The following is a 17089-nucleotide window of genomic DNA, read 5'->3' as shown; positions in this document are numbered from 1 at the left end:
TCGTTGTAGATTGTCGTTGACCGCAAGCTCGCTTGCGGTTTTTTTTATGGCGCCGGGTAGTGGATCAGCGAATGAAAGCGCACCGGCAGCGGCGTCGCGTTGCGATAGGCGTGCGGCCTGTCGCCGGCAAACTTCAGCCCTTCGCCGGGGCCGAGCCGCCGCCAGACGCCGTCCGTCTGCAGCTCCAGCTCGCCCTCAATCACCACCACATGCTCCGTCACGCCGTTTTCATGCGGCGTGGAGTCGCTCTGCGCGCCGGGCGCGAGCGTGACGGCGAGCATATCGAAGCGCAACTGTTCATCCCACGGAAAGAGCGGCTCCACGAGCATCGTCTGTTGGGCGTCAAACACCGTGCGCGCGCCCGGCGCAGGCGGCGTGATAAACACTGAAAACGGCACGTTAAAACCGGTGGCGATTTTCCACAGCGTCGCGACCGTCGGGCTCGATTCGTTGCGCTCTATCTGGCCGAGCATCGCTTTCGACACGCCGGTTTCCTGCGCCGCCTGGGTCAGGCTCCAGTTTTTCTGCTGGCGCAGCGCTTTCAGCGTCTGCGCGAGATGGGCGGTAATATCCATACGCTCTCCTTTAATAGTGGCCAGTATAGCGCCTTGTGCGTTATAGCGCACGATGATAGAGTCTGTGGACGTTATAACGCACAGCGGAGTTTTTATGCGTTTTTCTCTTCCTCCGGCGCCTGCCGTCATTGCGGGCTTTGTGGCGGTGCTGGTGGGCTACGCCAGCTCTGCCGCCATTATCTGGCAGGCCGCCGCCGCGGCAGGCGCCACGCCCGCGCAAACGGCGGGCTGGATGACCATGCTCGGCATCGGCATGGGCGTCAGCACGCTCGCGCTAAGCCTGTGGTATCACGCGCCGGTGCTGACCGCCTGGTCGACGCCCGGCGCGGCGCTGCTGGCGACAGGGCTTGCGGGAAGCAATCTGCATGAGGCGGTCGGCATTTTTATTTTCGCCTCGGCGCTTATCGTCATCTGCGGCGCTACCGGGCTGTTCGCCCGCCTGATGAAAATTATCCCGCCGGGCCTTGCCGCCGCGATGCTGGCAGGCATTCTGCTGCGCTTCGGGCTACAGGCGTTCGGCACGCTGGAGGGGCATTTTGCGTTGTGCGCCGCCATGACGGGCGCCTGGCTGCTCTGTAAAGTCTTCGCGCCGCGCTACGCCGTGGTGGCCGCGCTGCTGGCGGGGGTGGCGGTCTGTCTGTTACAGGGCGAAGTGAATACGGCGGCACTGCATTTTTACTTCGCGCCGCCGGAGTTTGTCTCGCCCGCGTTCAGCCTCTCTTCGCTGCTCGGCGTCGGCCTGCCCTTCTTTCTGGTGACGATGGCCTCGCAGAACGCGCCGGGCGTCGCCACGCTGCAGGCCTCCGGCTACCGGGTGCCGGTCTCGCCGCTGATGGTCGCGACCGGCCTGCTGGCGCTTATCCTTGCGCCCTTCGGCGTCTTTTCCATCTGCATCGCTGCCATCACCGCAGCCATCTGCCAGAGCCCGGAGGCGCACCCGGACCGCGACAAACGCTGGATGGCGGCGGCAATAGCGGGCGTGTTTTATCTGCTGGCGGGCGTGTGCGGCGGCTCCGTCGGCGCGCTGATGACCGCCCTGCCGCTGCCGTGGCTGCAAACGCTCGCCGGGCTGGCGCTGCTCGGCACCATTGGCGGCAGCCTGCATCAGGCGCTGGCGAATGAACGCGCCCGCGACGCGGCGCTGATTACGTTTCTGGTGACGGCGTCCGGCGTCACGCTGCTGGGCGTGGGGTCGGCGTTCTGGGGGCTGATAGCGGGCGGGATAAGCTACGCGCTGCTGGCGCGCCGGGCGGGATAAAAAAGAGGGAGCCAGGCTCCCTCTGTTCGGTTTATTTCGGCGCGGGATCGAACATGCGCGCATCGGTCGCCATGTCGTCGATCACCTGTTTGAGGTTGTCGACCGTCAGCGGCGTCTTCTCGTTGCTGAGATCTTTCCCCTCGCCTTTACGCACCACTTTGACGACCGTTTTTTGCGTCGCCGCGTCAATCAGCTCGCCTTCAAAGAACAGGCTGGTGTCCATGGTGCGATGGCCTGTCGCGACCTGGGTACCAGCCACCACCAGCGCAATCGGCAGCACTTCATAGAATTGCAGCCCCTCTTTGCTGCTGTCGACGGCGGTGATAGCCCCCGGAAAATCACGCTGCGCGGCCCAGGCGTCGTCACCAGCGGCTTACGGCTTGCCGCCGCGGTTTTCAGCTTGTCGTTGGTATATTTCAGCAGGCCGTCCAGCACCGGCTGGGTTATCTGCCCGGTCGGTTTCGGCGCCGGGTAATACACCACAGAGTTATAAACGATAGAGTCGTAGTTATTCAGTTTGAAGCCCGGCGCGACCCAGCGCATGACCGGTTTACCGGTGGCTGAGGTGGCTTTCTCCAGCCCCGAATAGTCTTTCAGGAAGCCGGAATATTGTTCAGGTTTGGTGGTGCTGGAGGAACAGCCGGCCAGCAGCAATAGCGCCGCCACGCCGGAAGCTTTAAATACCGATGAGCTGTGCATAGAAGGTTACCTGTGATTGGGGGAGCACAGAATTTATAGCAAACGGGCGCACAAAAAGAGTCATAAAAACGACGACATGACAGGAAAAAGCGATCCGGGACATAAAATCGGATTAGAACAATAAATAAAGCTGATGTTAATTATGAAAATATATAAAAAAATTAATGGCATTAATCCGGAGCCGCGTTACGGGCGGCTCCATAAAAAGCCAGTCACATTAACGTTTTTTCGCGAGCATGGTCGCAAAACGTAAGCTAATGCGGTTGCCGCTGGCGTCGGTTTTATGAAGCTGACCGACATCTTCATTGTATTTAATCAGATCCCAGCCTTCATAATAGCGGCGCAGTTCCCCTTCGCGGAACGCAAACGGAAACCCAACGGTGCACGGGTAATCGTCAGTATCCATCGCCGCGACAATCAGGTTATACCCGCCAGGCGCGGTGCAGCGCTGCATATTATCGATAAGCCCTGCAATGGTGTCGCGCTCAAGAAACATCATCACCACGGTGGAGAGAATAAAGTCATACTCCCCGTCAAAGCGCAGCGTATTTAAATCTTTAACCGCGATATGCAGGTTACTGAACCCTTCCGCCGCCGCGATGCGCTCCAGATTCGCGATACTCGCCGGGTTTTTATCCCACGCGGTCACGTCAAACCCACGGGCGGCGAGATAAAGGCTGTTGCGCCCGTTGCCGCAGCCGAGATCCAGCGCGCGGCCCGGCTCGACATAATTAACGGCGTTTAAGACATCAGAGTGTGTGGCCGTCAGGCCATATTTTTCAGTGAAGTAATTTTCATCGCGAATGTTCATCGTGGTTCCTTAAAAGGTGTCTGCCGGTGCCGCCAGGCGGCGAGCAGCAAAGATATATTCTGCATGCATTTTATAAAACTTCCCTCATGAACGCTATCACCTTCCCGGCGCGTAAAAATTTGCTACGGTTAATTTATCGTCTCTGACAAGGAAACCCTGATGAATAAATACCAGCTCAGCGAAGCCACGCGCGTCTTTCGCTACACCCGCCACGGCGAGCCGTGCACCGTGACGCTGCGCCAGCTTATCGCGCTGCGCGATTTCGCCGACGTGAGCGCCGGGACGCCGGGCGGCTGGGTGGAGAGCGAGGAAAACCTTAGCCAGCAGGGCGCATGCTGGGTGTATGACCACAACAGCGTGGTGTTCGCCGGCGCGAAAATTCGCGGCAACGCGCGTATCAGCCAGACCTGCGAGATTCATCATGACGCGGTGATCAGCGACGATGCCTGGATTGATGCCGCGGAAATCAGCGACGGCGCGCACGTCAGCGGCCGCGCGATGGTGCAGTGCTCGGTGGTGCGCGGCGAATGCCATCTGTTCGGCGACGCGCGGGTGATGCAAAACAGCCTGGTGGTCGGCGCGAAAGGCTTAACGGCGGACAGCGACAGCGCGCTGCATATTTACGGCAGCGCCACGATCAGCGCCTCGCGGGTGGTGCATCAGGCCCAGATTTACGGTCACGCGCTGGTGACGCACGCGTTTATCGAGCATCGCGCCGAAGTGTTTGAACACGCGATCCTCGAAGGCAACGAAGAGAACGACGTCTGGGTGTGCGACTGCGCGAAAATCCATGGCAACGCCCGGCTGGTAGCGGGCGTTGAGGAGAACGCCTCGCCGACGGTGCGCTACAGTTCGCAGGTCTCCGGCCACGCGGTTATTGAGGGCAACTGCCTGCTGGGGCATCACGTGCGCGTGGGTGAACACGCGGTGATCACCGGCGGCCCGGTGCGGCTCGATAACCATGTGACGGTCGCCGGACGGGCGCGGATAAGCGGCGACGTCATCCTTGAAGACAGCGTGACGGTGAACGATGACGTCATCATCGAAGCGCCGCCTGGCGAAACCATCCGGTTGTGCGGTTTTAAGACGCTGGGGGGTGACGAACACATTCAGCGCACGCCCCTTCCGGGCCTGGTTTAAGCATCCGCGTCGATAATGCGCCCGTAGATATGCTGGTCGTAGAACTGGCCGTTCAGGTATTCGGCCTCTTTTAACCGGCCTTCCAGCGTAAAGCCGTTGCGCTGCGCCACGCGGTTGCTCGCCTCGTTGGTGACGATGCATTTAATGACAAAACGCCGCACCTCGCCGGTCTGCGCGTAGTGCGCCATCATCGTTTGCAGCGCGCCGGAGATAATCCCCTGCCCCTGGTGCTGCTCATCCAGCCAGTAGCCGATATACCCCGTTTTGTTGGTCGGCTCAATCTGGTTAAACGACAGCACGCCCACCATTTCGCCATCCAGCAAAATCATAAACATTTTCGCGTAGCCGCGATGGTGCAACATCACGTTGCCCTGAATGGTTTGGCGCGTGTCTTCGATTTTGTTGACGTATTGCGGCCAGTTCATCGATTTTTGCAGCCAGTCTTTATTGCGCTGCACCAGTGAGAACAGCGGCCCGGTAAACCGTTCATGAACAGAATGCAGTTCAAGATTGTCGTTAACGATAAGCCTCTCGTCCTGAAAGGTAGCGCTGGTGGCGTTTTGCACGTGAGTCTCCTTCTGGTGTGTAAGTCTCTAGAGGTATCACAGCGGGCCGCGTAAAAACACTGCCGGAATCGGCGGGGTTGTGCGCAAACACCAGCCTGTCTCTCGTCTTTTGCGCATCGCGCCCATAAAAAAGCCCCGTCGAAACGGGGCTCGCGGGCGGCGGTTTAGCGCATCTGCCGATCGTCGACATATTTGCGTTTATCCGGCGCGGGCGGGAAATACTGCCACAGCCAGGTTTCGCTGATGGCCTCGCCCTGACAGCGCAGGAACATGCGCATCTCGACCGGGTCGACGGAGTCGGACGTCGGATACCAGTCGAACTGGATGCGATAGCCGTCAAACGGCTCGACGTAGAGGATCTCTACCTGTTTCGCCTCGCCGCTGGAGAGCGTAATCACCGGCTCGATGCCGCGCGGCGCGGCACCTTTAAGATCGCCGCCCACGAAATCCACGGCGACGCGGCGCGACCACTGCGCCGGGAAGTTCTCGCCCGGCGCCCAGCCTTCCGGGAAACTGCCCATCCCGGTGCGGGTGGCGTAAACGCGCGCCAGCGGCGTGCGTACCGGCGCGTCGGCGCTCCAGTAGAGACGATACTGGAAGTTAAGCTTATCCCCGGCGCGGATCGGTTTTTCCGGCTGCCAGAAGCAGACGATGTTATCCAGCGTTTCCCCGGTGGTCGGGATTTCCATCAGCGAGACGGTGCCTTTCCCCCAGCGGTTGCGCGGCTCCACCCACAGGCTCGGGCGCTTGTTATACCAGCCCATGACGTCCTGGTAGCTCTCGAATTTATGGTCGGTCTGCAACAGGCCAAACCCTTTCGGGTTTTCATCCGCGAACGCATTAAATTGCAGGCGCTGCGGGTTATTGAGCGGGCGGCACACCCACTCGCCGTTGCCGCGCCACATCGCCAGGCGGTCGGAGTCGTGGATTTGCGGGTGAATGGTGTCGCACATGCGGCGTTCGTTGTTGCCGCAGCTGAACATACTGGTCATCGGCGCGATGCCGAGCTGTTTGATATCTTTGCGCGCGAACAGGAAGTTTTCCACTTCCATGATCACCTGGCTCGATTCGCAATGAATGATGAACTTATACGCGCCGGTCACGCTCGGGCTGTCCAGCAGCGCGTAAGCGATAAACGTGGTGTCCTGCGCTTTCGGGGTTTCAAACCAGAAGGCGGTGAAATCCGGGAACTCTTCCGGCGTATCGGTAAACGTATCGACCGCCAGCCCGCGGGCCGACAGCCCGTACTGGAAGGTGCTGTCTACCGCGCGGAAATAGCTCGCGCCGAGGAAAGAGACGATATCGCGACGCGCCAGCTCCGGCGCTTTGAACGCGCGAAAACCGGCGAAGCCGAGATCGGTCTGCCCTTCCAGCTGGCGGGTATCGACGCCCGCGTCATGGTAGTTAAAGAGCTCAGGGCGGAAATGCACTTCGCGGGCCTGGCGGGTCGCCGGATCGAGCGAGAACATCCGCACCCGGCGGCGAAAGCCCATGCCGACGTGGAAAAACTGCACGTCGAGCTGGCGGCCCTCGATGTTATTCCACAGGGAATGTCCGGCGTCATACTGGATGCTGTTATAGGCCTGCGGGGTGAGCTTTGCGAGCGTATCGGGCAGCGGTCGCGGCGCGCCGCCCCACGGTTTTTGCGAGAGCTCGGCGGCCATAGCCTGTAACACGCTGAAATCAAAGGCGCGCGTCTGGCCGTCCGCGATATCGGACTCCTGCGCCCAGGCGTTGCGGGAGAAAAGCGTGGCGAGACCTGGAGTGCCGCATGCCGCGGCGAGGGCCAACGAGGCCTTGATAAAACGTCTGCGGTTCATGCCTGAAAACCGTCCTTTTTTGTCGAGGTATTTCGCAAGGCCGAAGCCTGGCGGCGGCAAATGTTACAAGCAATATGACCGCTCACTCTAGACAAAATTCAGGATGAAGCCAACAGGCGGTGGAAAAATTAAATAATTTCTTATTTTTCAAGTCAATAGATGACGAAGGATGGGTGAATTTATGTCAGGCGCGGCGGCGCGGGTGGCCGTAAAATCAACAGGTTACTTTATGCGCACCGGGTAAAACCGCGCAGCGTAGCGGGTTTCAGAGGGATTCGCGAGAACCATCACAAAAAACGATGACGGCCCATCTTGCCAGCCGCACCGGGACAGGATAGTTTCTGGCATCGCAGAGACTGGCGGCGTCACGCCGTTCAGGCCCCTGTATATGCCTATATTCCTCCCTGTGGGAGGGGCCGACAACAGCACGATACAAAACCGTCGGTCGACACCCTAATTTTAATGATGATAGCTCAAGGTGGCCCGGCTTCGCCGGGTTCTTTTCGGGAAACACCACCATCACCCCACGCCACCGCGCGGGGTTTTGTTTTTTTACGCGCTTAGTCCAGCGTCACGTGATAGCGCATTACCCGCTTAAAGAGCGCGAGACGCGCGCGCATAAAGCGATTTTCCAGTCGCCACCCCGCTTTTTTGTTAAGCCCTATACGCAGCAGGCGGTCGCGTCCGCGCACGCAGGCGAGCCAGCGCACCGGGCCGTCGAGCGCCTGGCTTTGCGCGCTGGCGTGTTTTGCAAAGCTGACCCAGTAGTCCGCCACCTGCCCGGCGAAGGTATAATCCGCCGCCGTGGCGTAATCTTTCAGCGGCTCGACCTGCCCCAGATTATCAAACACATAAGGCACTTCATTGCCGTGCCAGGCGCCATTGGCGAACGTCTCCCGTTCGCCTTCAGCCACGTAATCAAACCAGTAGCGCCAGCACGGCACGCCGCGTCGGCTTTGCGCCTGCATCACCACAAAGCCGAGTGTGGTAAACGCCATATCGCGGCAGACCTGGCGCCCCAGCTCCCGGTCGCCGCGCACGCCAGGGTACAACAACCGGATAAGCCCGAGCCCGAAGCGCCGTTCACGGCGCAGCTTGCGGATCTGCTCTTCCAGATTAACGCCGAAATAGGCCAGCACGCTGGCCTCGTCGCTGTTACTGCCGACCATCACCGGCATCGGATGCTGGCGCGCGGCGAAAAAGGTTTCCAGCATCGGCTCCGGCAGCACAATATCGCCCGCAATCGGCGCAGGCCCGGTGACATAAGGCGCGGTGAGCTGCCAGAAGGTATCGGCGGGCAGCGCGCGCAGATCGGCGGCGGTAGGCGCTTTAAGACCTAAGTGGCGGGTGAGCGCCGCGCCATTAAGCAGCGCTTTGCGGCGCGGGATATCGGGCAGCGTGTAGCCGCTCTGGATAATCGCTTTATGGAACAGCCCTTTCGCAAGCGGTGAAGCCATCAGCGACAGCACGCTGCGCGCCCCGGCGGATTCGCCAAAAAGCGTGACGTTGTCACGATCGCCGCCAAAGGCGGCAATGTTGTCCTGTACCCAGCGCAGCGCAGCGATTTGATCGAGCAGCGCAAAGTTATAAACCGGCCCGGCGGCGTCTTCGTCTTCCAGCGCCGGATGGGCGAAAAAGCCAAGATGCCCGAGCCGGTAGTTCACCGTCACCACCACCACGCCGCGACGCGCCAGCGCCTGGCCGTCATAGGGCGGCAGGCTGCCCGCGCCAAGCGTAAAGCCGCCGCCATGCAGCCAGACCATCACCGGCAGCGGCGCATCGCGCGCCACCGGCGCCCAGACGTTGAGATAAAGACAATCTTCGCTGAACGCGCCCGGATCGCCTCCGGCAAGCTCGCGGCAAAATCCGGCGTTCTGCCAGCTGGCAGCGGAAAAGACAGTCGCGTCGCGCACGCCCTGCCAGGCAGCCAGCGGCTGCGGCGCGCGCCAGCGGCGCTCGTCGACCGGCGGCGCGGCATACGGGATGCCCCGCCACACGGCGATATCCTTTTCTGTACATCCGCGCACGTCGCCGTGCGTGGTAGTAACTATCGGCATTTCCAGGTTGCACATACCTCTTCCTTTTTTAAACGGCAATCCTGGGAGCGTAGCCGTTTCAGAGCAGACCGCAACGTCGTTTGCTGCGATCTTCCGCCTCCTGATAGAGCGTGAACTCATCCAGCACCGGACAACCGAGCGCCGCTTCGAAGGTATCGCGGCTGGCGTTGCCGTGGCGACGGGCCCGCGCGTCCTCGCCGAGATTGGACTGGAAAATCCCCGCCGCGCTGACCGGCAGAAAATCTTCATAGATAATCGGCTGCGCCACCAGCCAGCCGCGCTCAATAAGCGTCTGCGGATCGTCGCCGGGACGAATAGCCTGACGGTGCGTTTCGCCGACCGGCGTCAGGCGGTAGCGGAAATAGGCCAGCCCCTGGCGGCGCAGCAGCGTATCGCTGTCCGGGAAGCGGCTGAACGCCTCCTGTAATTTCAGCTGATGCGTCAGGTTATCCTTGCCGCTCCCCGCCGTCGCCAGCAGTTCGTCGTAGAGCGCGCGGCCTTTGGGCGTCAGCGCCATGCCGCGCTGTTCGATTTCACCGAAGCGCGCGGTGTGGGTGCCGGGGCTGTCGCCGCCAAAGCGAATCGGCTCCTCCAGCGCTTTAAAGCTGGTCTGGCGCAGCAGAATGGGAAATTCACGGCGCGGCGGCCCTTCGATAACGGCTTTCGGCTCAATGCCATATTCCGGCATCAGCGACTGCACGCGGTCGATATCCAGCGTGCGGGGCGTGAGGTGATTGATGTGGCAGCCGCGAAAGCACACCACATCGGCAATCAGCCGGTGCTCATCATGGAGCGCCTGATAGGTGGCGGCGTCCACCGTCGCATGGCTGTGCCAGCGGAACGTTTCCAGCGCCTCGCGCACGAACTCCTCGGCCTGATCGGCGTTAAATGCGCCCTGCTCGTCGTAAATGTTCAGCAACTCATAGCAGCGACGGGTGAAGATATCGCGCCGGGAGAGCACCGTGGCGGCGCGCTTGCGCAGCTTTTCGTCTTCGATAAGCTCAAGGCGCAGCAGTGAAGTAAAAATGCGAAACGGGTTACGCGCCAGCGCCACGTCATCCACCGGGCGAAACGCCGTCGAGTGCACCGGCACCCCCGCCTGGGAGAGATCGTAATAGCTGACCGGGTGCATCCCCATAATGGCGAAAATCCGTCGGAGCGTCGCCAGCTCGCTGGCGGTGCCGACGCGAATCGCCCCGTGGCGCTCGACGTTAAGCCGCGCCAGCTCATCGGCGTTGGCAAGCTGCTCATGCAGCTGCGGGTGGCTTTCCAGTACGCCCAGGTTCACGTCGGCCACCAGTTCCAGCAATGTGCCGTACTGCGGCACTTCTTCCTGGTACATGGCCGACATGGCCTGCGAAAAATGTTCCCGAATCTCATCTGCCGTGATGCTGTTCGCCATGGTGTCGTGCCTCCAGTGAATATTGCTGAGATTGTAGAGAATCGCGGCACTATCAGCGGTGAAGAATTTACAATTTGTGATCCAAAACGTAACAAGCCATCCGGCGCCGCACGTCCGGCAAAACGCATGGCAAAACAACCGGGAACCGCGCGTTTACTCCGGCCCCCGCCAGCCGTCTGGTTTACACCCTGTCATATGAAAATCGTCTGGCCGATCTGCACATTAAAATATTCGCAGTCCGCCGGAGGATGATGTTGCATATTTATCTGTTTTGTTAATATTATTTTGCTATCAAGTTATCAAAATTAAACAAGTTATCTTGTCACGGCTCCCGCTCTGTTTTTAACATCAGCTATGGAAAAAAACGGTTTGTTCTCCCAGCGCATTCGCTTGCGCCATTTGCATACATTCGTCGCCGTCGCTCAGCAGGGCACTCTCGGGCGCGCGGCGGAAACCCTTAATCTCAGCCAGCCTGCGCTCTCCAAAACGCTCAACGAGCTGGAGCAGCTCACCGGCGCGCGGCTGTTTGAACGCGGCCGCCTCGGCGCTCAGCTCACGCTGCTTGGCGAGCAGTTTCTCACCCACGCGGTGAACGTGCTCGACGCGCTCAATCACGCCGGCCAGGCGCTGAACCGCAAGCCGGAAGAAGGCTGCGATGTCGTGCGTATCGGCGCGCTGCCCACGGCCGCGCTCGGCGTACTGCCTGCGGTCATTGGCCCTTTTCACAAGCAGCAAAGCGATATCACGCTGCAGGTGGCCATCATGAATAACACCATGCTGCTGGCGGGCCTGAAATCAGGCGAGCTGGATCTCGGCGTGGGCCGGATGTCCGATCCGGAACTGATGAACGGGCTGAATTACGAACTGCTGTTTATGGAATCCCTGAAGCTGGTGGTGCGCCCCGGGCACCCGCTGTTGCAGGATAACGTCACCCTGAGCCGCGTCATGGAGTGGCCGGTGGTGGTGTCGCCCAAAGGCACGGTGCCCCGCGATAACGCCGAAACGCTGCTGGCAAGCCAGGGGTGCCAGCTTCCCGCCACCTGTATTGAGACGCTCTCGGCGTCGCTCTCGCGCCAGTTAACGGTCGACTATAACTATGTCTGGTTTGTGCCCTCGGGCGCGGTCAAAGAAGATTTACGTCAGGGGACGCTGACGGCGCTGCCCATCGCTATCCCTGGCCCCGGCGAGCCTATCGGCATTCTGACCCGCGTCGACGCCCCGCTCTCTCAGGGCGCGCGGGCGCTGCTGTCGTCGCTTCGCAAATCGATGCTCAACTGAGTGGAAAGCGCGTCGCGGCATTAGTTAGCGTGAAAAGTAATAAGCCTCCAGGCTTGCCATCCGGCGCGTGATATCGTTTAAATGACAGATACGCCTTCATCCTGACGGGAGTTCTGTTATGTCAACGCTGTTAGAACCGGTAAACATTGGCGCGCTGGAGTTAAAAAATCGCGTCGTGATGGCGCCGCTCACGCGCATGCGCGCGGTGGACGAGCGCACGCCGGGCGAAATAGTCAAAACGTACTACACGCAGCGCGCCAGCGCCGGGCTTATCTTCACCGAAGCCACCTCCGTGACGCCGCAGGGCGTCGGCTACCCGAACACGCCGGGGATCTGGTCTGAAAAACAGGTCGGCGCCTGGCGCGAGATCGTTGATGCGGTGCATCAGGCGGGCGGAAGAATGGTGCTGCAACTCTGGCACGTGGGCCGCGTCTCCGACCCGGTCTTTCTGAACGGCGAGAAGCCGGTCGCGCCGAGCGCTATCGCCCCGGAAGGCCACGTGACGACGGTGCGCCCGAAACGCCCTTACGGCACCCCTCGCGCGCTTGAAACCCATGAGATCCCGGGCATCGTGGAAGATTTCCGCCGCGCGGCGATTAACGCCAAACGCGCGGGCTTTGACGCCGTGGAGATCCACGCCGCGAATGGGTATCTGTTTGATCAGTTCCTGCATGACGGCTCCAACCAGCGCACCGATCAATACGGCGGGAGCATTGAAAACCGCGCGCGCTTCCTGCTGGAAACGGTGGACGCGCTGCTGACCGAATGGCCTGCCGACCGCGTCGGGGTGCACCTCAACCTGATGTCTAACTCCTACTCGATGCACGACTCCAACCCGGTGGCGATGTTCGGCTACGTGCTGGAGCAGTTAAACCTGCGCCGCCTGGCGTTTATCTTCTCGCGTGAGGCGCTGGATACGCCCAACCGCGTCGGGCCGCAGATCCGCCATAAATTCACCGGCGCGTGGATTGCCAACGAAGGGCTGACTAAAGAGAGCGCCGAGGCCGTGATTGCCAGCGGCGAAGCGGACGCGGCGGCGTTCGGCAAGCTCTATATCGCCAACCCCGATCTGGTGGAGCGTTTTCGCAGAAACGGGCCTTACAACCCGCTGAATGACGCAACCATCTACGCCGAAGGCGCGACCGGTTATACCGACTATCCGTTCCTCGACGATAGCGCGCAGTAACAAACCCGCCAGCGCCAGGGCGCTACGGCGCCCTTTTCTTTTGTTATGCCATAAAAAAACCCCCGGCAAGCCGGGGGTTGGGCGTGTCGCGCTTTGAGGGTAAAGCGCGGGTAAGCGGGGTTACGCCGCTTTGGATGCTTTCGCGTTGACCGCGGTTTCTGCGATAGTGGTCAGCTTGCCGTCGGTGGATTTCTCCTCCTCAAGCGTGGCTGCCAGCAGTTTCTTCGCGTCTTTGTAGCCTAACTGTTCTGCCAGGGTGCAGAGCGTGCCGTAAGCGGCGATTTCATAGTGCTCCACTTTCTGTGCGGCGGCGATAAGACCAGCGTCGCGTACCGGGCCTTGCTCGATTTCGTCAATCACTTCCTGGCCTTCTTCAATCAGCCCTTCCATCGCCACGCATTTGATGCGGCGCAGTTTAAGCTCAGGCACGCTTTCCACCACCTGGTCGATGCGTTCAATCTGGCCCCGGGTTTCCTCGAGGTGAGCGCGGAATGCCGCGGCCAGCTTTTCATCGGATGCGGCGCGGGCCAGCTTCGGCAGAGCGCGGGTCAGCTGTTTCTCGGCGCTATAGGTGTCTGAAAGTAGATGTACAAAAAGATCCTGAGCGGTTTTGATCTGCATCTCGTGCCTCCATTAGGGTTGTCAAAAACAAAGCCCTTTAAGCATGGACAACGAATACGGAAATAAGCCAGGCGGCAAACGCGAAAAGTGATACAGCATAATCCGAAAACGATGCGCCAAAAAAAAGCCGCTCACGGGAGCGGCAAAGGTCGGGCTAAGAGTAGAGCGAGGGGCAGGCTGCGCTGCCCTTGATAGATCAGAAGGTTTCCCAGTGGTCGCTCTGTGCGAGCGCCGCGCGCGGCACGATGGGTGCCAGCGGCTGGGCGGCAGGCGGTTGCGGCTCGTTTTTACGCGCTGCGGAGGCGGCGCTTAAGCGGAAGGTGCCAACCGCCTGCGTCAGGCGACCCGCCTGCTCTTCGAGCGAGACCGCCGCTGAGGACGCTTCTTCCACCAGCGAGGCGTTCTGCTGCGTCACGTTGTCCATTTCCGCGATGGCCTGCGCCACCTGCTCAATGCCCTGACGCTGTTCGTCAGACGCCGCCGCGATCTCCAGCATGATATCGGTCAGGCGTTTCACCGCCTCGACGATGCCTTTCATAGTATCCCCGGCATTGACGACTTCGCTGGAGCCGCGATCGATAAGCGCCACCGATTCGCTGATAAGCCCTTCAATCTCTTTCGCCGCCTGGGCGCTGCGGCTGGCGAGCGTGCGCACTTCGCTGGCGACGACCGCGAAGCCGCGGCCCTGTTCGCCCGCGCGGGCCGCTTCCACCGCGGCGTTAAGCGCGAGGATGTTGGTCTGGAAGGCGATGCTGTTAATCACCGCCGTGATTTCCGAGATTTTCTTCGAGCTGCTGGAGATGTTGCCCATTGTGGTCACCACGCCGGAGACAATCTGCCCGCCGGTGGTGGCTTTACCGGAAGCATCCTGCGCCAGTTTGCTGGCATGGTGAGCGTTGTCGGCGTTCTGTTTCACGGTGGCGGTCAGCTGTTCCATGCTGGCGGCGGTCTGCTCCAGCGCGGCGGCCTGCTGCTCGGTGCGCGAAGAGAGATCGGTGTTGCCTGCGGAGATTTCGCTGGTGCCCTGGTAGATAGCCTGCGCGCCTTCGCGCACGGCGCTGACGGTTTTCACCAGCGACCGCTGCATCATTTGCAGATGCTGGCTCAGGCGGCCGATTTCGCTGCGCCCTGTCGCCTCTTCCGGCAGCGTCAGATCGCCGCTGGCGATAGTTTCAATGCGCGTCGCCGCATGTTGCAGCGGAACGATAACCACGCGACGGAGCACCACGAAGGTCAGGAGCGTCATGACCAGCGCGACCGCGAACGCGGCGACCATCACCATCAGGCTGAAGTGGGTGCGGGTGCTGGCGTCGCTACGCAGTTGCTCAACACGCTCGGTGCGGCTCGCCAGCGCTTTCGCCAGTACCTGGTTATAGTCGTCGTCAAGCTTGCGTGCCGTTTCGTTTTCATGCTCGATAATCGCTTCGAACATGCCGTTTTTGGCATATTTCAGCATCGGCGTCAGGCCGCTGATGTAGGCGTCGTAACGGGCTTTCAGCTCGCTGTCGAGCGCCGCTTCTGACTCCGCATGCGACTCGCGATCCACATACTGTTTAAAACCGACATTGGCCTGCGCTATCGCTTTTTCCGCATCGGCGATGTTGCGCTTCATCGCGTCCATCTCCGCGACGCGGCTGGCCGCGCCTGCGTGGATCATATTGATACGCGCCGTGCGAAGCTGGTTGGCGCTATCCGCAAGCCCACTGCGGATCTGTATCTCTTGCGTTACGTTGTTAAGCGCGCTGTCGCCCTGCATAAGGAAGTATCCTGCCAGCCCGCCGCAAAGCGCGAACAACACCAGAATCCCTCCCAGGATGACGGAGAACAGCGGGACAAGCCGAATGTGATGCCAGAAGCTTAGCGCCCCGGAATCACGGGTTGTTGTTTTTTTCATGGCCACGATTTCCCTTTGGGTAAGATGCAAAAATAGTCTTGCCTTTAGGACATCGGCAGTTTTGCGTAAACGCTTACCTTTAAAAGCGATACCTGGCTCACAGATTCGAAAAGAGGGGCTAAAGTCGGGGAAAGTGAAGGTGCCAGCAGCAGGTAAGCCGCTGGCAGATAAGGTTATTTGTCGCCGAAGTGGATAACGGTGCGGATCGATTTGCCTTCGTGCATCAGGTCAAACGCCTCGTTAATCTGCTCAAGCGGCAGGCGGTGCGTGATGAAAGGATCGAGGCGAATCTTGCCCGCCATCGCGTCTTCCACCATGCCCGGCAGCTGGGTGCGCCCTTTCACGCCGCCGAACGCCGACCCGCGCCAGACGCGGCCTGTCACCAGCTGGAACGGACGCGTTTTGATCTCCTGGCCTGCGCCCGCCACGCCGATGATAACGCTTTCACCCCAGCCTTTATGGCAGCATTCCAGCGCCGCGCGCATCACGTTTACATTGCCGATGCACTCGAAGCTGAAATCAACGCCGCCATCGGTCATCTCAACGATAACGTCCTGAATCGGCTTGTCGTAATCTTTCGGGTTAACGAAATCGGTCGCGCCCATTTCACCCGCCAGCTTGAATTTTTCCGGGTTGGTGTCGACCGCCAGAATACGCCCGGCTTTCGCCTGGACCGCGCCCTGAATGACCGCGAGGCCAATACCGCCGAGGCCGAACACGGCAACGGTGTCGCCCTCTTTCACTTTGGCGGTGTTATGCACCGCGCCGATGCCGGTGGTGACGCCGCAGCCCAGCAGACAGACTTTATCGAGCGGCGCCTGCGGGTTCACTTTCGCCAGCGAAATTTCCGCGCAGACGGTGTATTCGCTGAAGGTGCTGGTGCCCATGTAGTGATAAACCGGCTCGCCGTTGTAAGAGAAACGGGTGGTGCCGTCCGGCATCAGGCCTTTGCCCTGGGTGGCGCGCACGGCCTGGCAGAGGTTGGTTTTGCCGGATTTACAGAATTTGCACTCGCCGCACTCAGCGGTATAGAGCGGGATCACATGGTCGCCCGGCTTCAGGCTGGTGACGCCCTCGCCCACTTCCACGACCACGCCGCCGCCTTCATGGCCGAGCACCGCCGGGAATACGCCTTCCGGATCGTCGCCGGAGAGCGTGAACGCATCGGTGTGGCACACGCCGGTGTGGGTGATTTTGACCAGCACTTCGCCCTTTTTCGGCGGCGCGACGTCAATCTCTACGATTTCCAGCGGTTTGCCTGGGCCAAATGCGACTGCTGCACGTGATTTCATAATGTCCTTCCGTTGTAGTGAGTCGTCATAGTTATTTTAGATAAGCGCGCAAAAGCTGACCGATTTCCGTCATCCGTTGCGCGCGCTGCTCCGGCGTGGTGTCGCCGCTGACCAGCTCATCTTTTAAGTGAATTTCCACCATTTCGCCCATCAGGCCGTTGGCGGCGCCGCGTACGGCGGCGATTTGCTGGAGAATATGGAGACAGGGTTCGCCCGCCTCCAGCGCGCGCTCCAGCGCCTCCGCCTGGCCGCGAATGCGGCGTACGCGGGTCAGGATGCGCTTTTTGTCCTCAGGAGAATGCGGCATGGTTTTGGCTTCATGGATACTATAGGGGGGTATGGTATAGAAACGTGTACGCCTCTGCAAACGGTCATTTGCAGGCGGTATGTTTTTGCTGGCAGATAACCAGAACCAAACATATCCCCTGGCAGATAATTGAGCAGACGAATGAATACAATTAACATCATCCAACGCATTGATTTTAAGAAG

The 17089-nt window shown here is 60.3% G+C and carries 14 protein-coding genes and 1 pseudogene; 4 read left to right on the top strand and 11 right to left on the bottom strand.

All coding sequences use genetic code 11. The features are described 5' to 3' along the window. Positions 1-44 precede the first annotated feature (44 nt). Positions 45-575 carry a helix-turn-helix domain-containing protein gene (locus AB8W27_RS09730; RefSeq protein ID WP_041923584.1) on the bottom strand — a complete coding sequence of 177 codons (531 nt, stop codon included), beginning with the start codon at positions 573-575 and terminating at the stop codon, positions 45-47. A 94-nt stretch (positions 576-669) separates the two neighbouring features. On the opposite strand from AB8W27_RS09730, the gene AB8W27_RS09725 reads away from it, so the two are divergent. Beyond that, a complete protein-coding gene (locus tag AB8W27_RS09725; RefSeq protein WP_041923585.1) occupies positions 670-1833 on the top strand; it encodes a benzoate/H(+) symporter BenE family transporter in 1164 nt (387 codons plus the stop codon). 31 nt (positions 1834-1864) lie between these two features. Here the strand turns inward: AB8W27_RS09725 and AB8W27_RS09720 are convergent. Beyond that, positions 1865-2532 (bottom strand): annotated as a pseudogene (locus AB8W27_RS09720) (DUF3313 domain-containing protein). A gap of 217 nt (positions 2533-2749) precedes the next feature. After that, on the bottom strand, positions 2750-3343 hold the full coding sequence (gene tehB, locus AB8W27_RS09715; RefSeq protein WP_041923587.1) for a tellurite resistance methyltransferase TehB: 594 nt from the start codon (positions 3341-3343) through the stop codon (positions 2750-2752). A 159-nt stretch (positions 3344-3502) separates the two neighbouring features. On the opposite strand from tehB, the gene ydcK reads away from it, so the two are divergent. Continuing rightward, positions 3503-4483: a YdcK family protein gene (gene ydcK, locus AB8W27_RS09710; RefSeq protein ID WP_041923588.1), complete on the top strand. Its 981-nt coding sequence runs from the start codon at positions 3503-3505 to the stop codon at positions 4481-4483. Here the strand turns inward: ydcK and rimL are convergent. From rimL to AB8W27_RS09690, 4 genes are all read right to left on the bottom strand, one after another. Next, complete coding sequence (gene rimL, locus AB8W27_RS09705) at positions 4480-5049, bottom strand: 50S ribosomal protein L7/L12-serine acetyltransferase (protein WP_015741355.1); 570 nt, start codon at positions 5047-5049, stop codon at positions 4480-4482. The two genes, ydcK and rimL, sit on opposite strands and share 4 nt — an antisense overlap. A 164-nt stretch (positions 5050-5213) precedes the next feature. Next, positions 5214-6869, bottom strand: a complete 1656-nt coding sequence (locus AB8W27_RS09700; RefSeq protein WP_041923589.1) for a glucan biosynthesis protein D — start codon at positions 6867-6869, stop codon at positions 5214-5216. 560 nt (positions 6870-7429) lie between these two features. Further along, positions 7430-8926: a carboxylesterase/lipase family protein gene (locus AB8W27_RS09695; protein WP_369833011.1), complete on the bottom strand. Its 1497-nt coding sequence runs from the start codon at positions 8924-8926 to the stop codon at positions 7430-7432. 58 nt (positions 8927-8984) lie between these two features. Then, positions 8985-10328: a VOC family protein gene (locus tag AB8W27_RS09690; protein WP_041923591.1), complete on the bottom strand. Its 1344-nt coding sequence runs from the start codon at positions 10326-10328 to the stop codon at positions 8985-8987. A gap of 354 nt (positions 10329-10682) precedes the next feature. Between AB8W27_RS09690 and AB8W27_RS09685 the strand changes: the two genes are divergently transcribed. Together AB8W27_RS09685 and AB8W27_RS09680 are read left to right on the top strand one after the other, a co-directional pair. Further along, positions 10683-11606, top strand: a complete 924-nt coding sequence (locus tag AB8W27_RS09685; RefSeq protein WP_007761614.1) for a LysR substrate-binding domain-containing protein — start codon at positions 10683-10685, stop codon at positions 11604-11606. 118 nt (positions 11607-11724) lie between these two features. Continuing rightward, the gene (locus AB8W27_RS09680) at positions 11725-12792 is read left to right on the top strand and encodes an alkene reductase (RefSeq protein ID WP_041923592.1); all 1068 of its coding nucleotides are present in this window, start codon (positions 11725-11727) and stop codon (positions 12790-12792) included. A gap of 120 nt (positions 12793-12912) precedes the next feature. Here AB8W27_RS09680 and AB8W27_RS09675 read toward each other — a convergent pair whose 3' ends face one another. The 4 genes from AB8W27_RS09675 to AB8W27_RS09660 all read right to left on the bottom strand — a co-directional run bounded on the left by AB8W27_RS09675 (position 12913) and on the right by AB8W27_RS09660 (position 16906). Continuing rightward, entirely contained in the window at positions 12913-13413 is a 501-nt protein-coding gene (locus AB8W27_RS09675; protein ID WP_007761620.1) for a ferritin-like domain-containing protein, read from the bottom strand. A gap of 196 nt (positions 13414-13609) precedes the next feature. Next, positions 13610-15307 (bottom strand): methyl-accepting chemotaxis protein, encoded by a 1698-nt coding sequence (locus tag AB8W27_RS09670; protein ID WP_015741361.1) that lies wholly within the window; start codon positions 15305-15307, stop codon positions 13610-13612. 173 nt (positions 15308-15480) lie between these two features. Then, a complete protein-coding gene (locus AB8W27_RS09665) occupies positions 15481-16599 on the bottom strand; it encodes an S-(hydroxymethyl)glutathione dehydrogenase/class III alcohol dehydrogenase (RefSeq protein WP_015741362.1) in 1119 nt (372 codons plus the stop codon). A 31-nt stretch (positions 16600-16630) separates the two neighbouring features. Further along, a complete protein-coding gene (locus AB8W27_RS09660) occupies positions 16631-16906 on the bottom strand; it encodes a metal/formaldehyde-sensitive transcriptional repressor (protein ID WP_015741363.1) in 276 nt (91 codons plus the stop codon). Positions 16907-17089: the final 183 nt, after the last annotated feature.

This window comes from Cronobacter turicensis (assembly GCF_041222865.1).
Taxonomy (GTDB): Bacteria; Pseudomonadota; Gammaproteobacteria; order Enterobacterales; family Enterobacteriaceae; genus Cronobacter; species Cronobacter turicensis.
Note: the sequence above shows the minus strand (reverse complement) of the source record. Positions and strands in the feature narration are given on the sequence as shown.

What these genes read in the sequence shown, in the direction of transcription:
- AB8W27_RS09670 (WP_015741361.1), bottom strand. Translation starts at nt 15,307, where the DNA reads ATGAAAAAAACAACAACCCGTGATTCCGGGGCGCTAAGCTTCTGGCAT.
- AB8W27_RS09660 (WP_015741363.1), bottom strand. Translation starts at nt 16,906, where the DNA reads ATGCCGCATTCTCCTGAGGACAAAAAGCGCATCCTGACCCGCGTACGC.
- AB8W27_RS09730 (WP_041923584.1), bottom strand. Translation starts at nt 575, where the DNA reads ATGGATATTACCGCCCATCTCGCGCAGACGCTGAAAGCGCTGCGCCAG.
- AB8W27_RS09700 (WP_041923589.1), bottom strand. Translation starts at nt 6,869, where the DNA reads ATGAACCGCAGACGTTTTATCAAGGCCTCGTTGGCCCTCGCCGCGGCA.
- AB8W27_RS09695 (WP_369833011.1), bottom strand. Translation starts at nt 8,926, where the DNA reads ATGCCGATAGTTACTACCACGCACGGCGACGTGCGCGGATGTACAGAA.
- AB8W27_RS09665 (WP_015741362.1), bottom strand. Translation starts at nt 16,599, where the DNA reads ATGAAATCACGTGCAGCAGTCGCATTTGGCCCAGGCAAACCGCTGGAA.
- AB8W27_RS09685 (WP_007761614.1), top strand. Translation starts at nt 10,683, where the DNA reads ATGGAAAAAAACGGTTTGTTCTCCCAGCGCATTCGCTTGCGCCATTTG.
- AB8W27_RS09675 (WP_007761620.1), bottom strand. Translation starts at nt 13,413, where the DNA reads ATGCAGATCAAAACCGCTCAGGATCTTTTTGTACATCTACTTTCAGAC.
- tehB (WP_041923587.1), bottom strand. Translation starts at nt 3,343, where the DNA reads ATGAACATTCGCGATGAAAATTACTTCACTGAAAAATATGGCCTGACG.
- AB8W27_RS09690 (WP_041923591.1), bottom strand. Translation starts at nt 10,328, where the DNA reads ATGGCGAACAGCATCACGGCAGATGAGATTCGGGAACATTTTTCGCAG.
- AB8W27_RS09725 (WP_041923585.1), top strand. Translation starts at nt 670, where the DNA reads ATGCGTTTTTCTCTTCCTCCGGCGCCTGCCGTCATTGCGGGCTTTGTG.
- ydcK (WP_041923588.1), top strand. Translation starts at nt 3,503, where the DNA reads ATGAATAAATACCAGCTCAGCGAAGCCACGCGCGTCTTTCGCTACACC.
- AB8W27_RS09680 (WP_041923592.1), top strand. Translation starts at nt 11,725, where the DNA reads ATGTCAACGCTGTTAGAACCGGTAAACATTGGCGCGCTGGAGTTAAAA.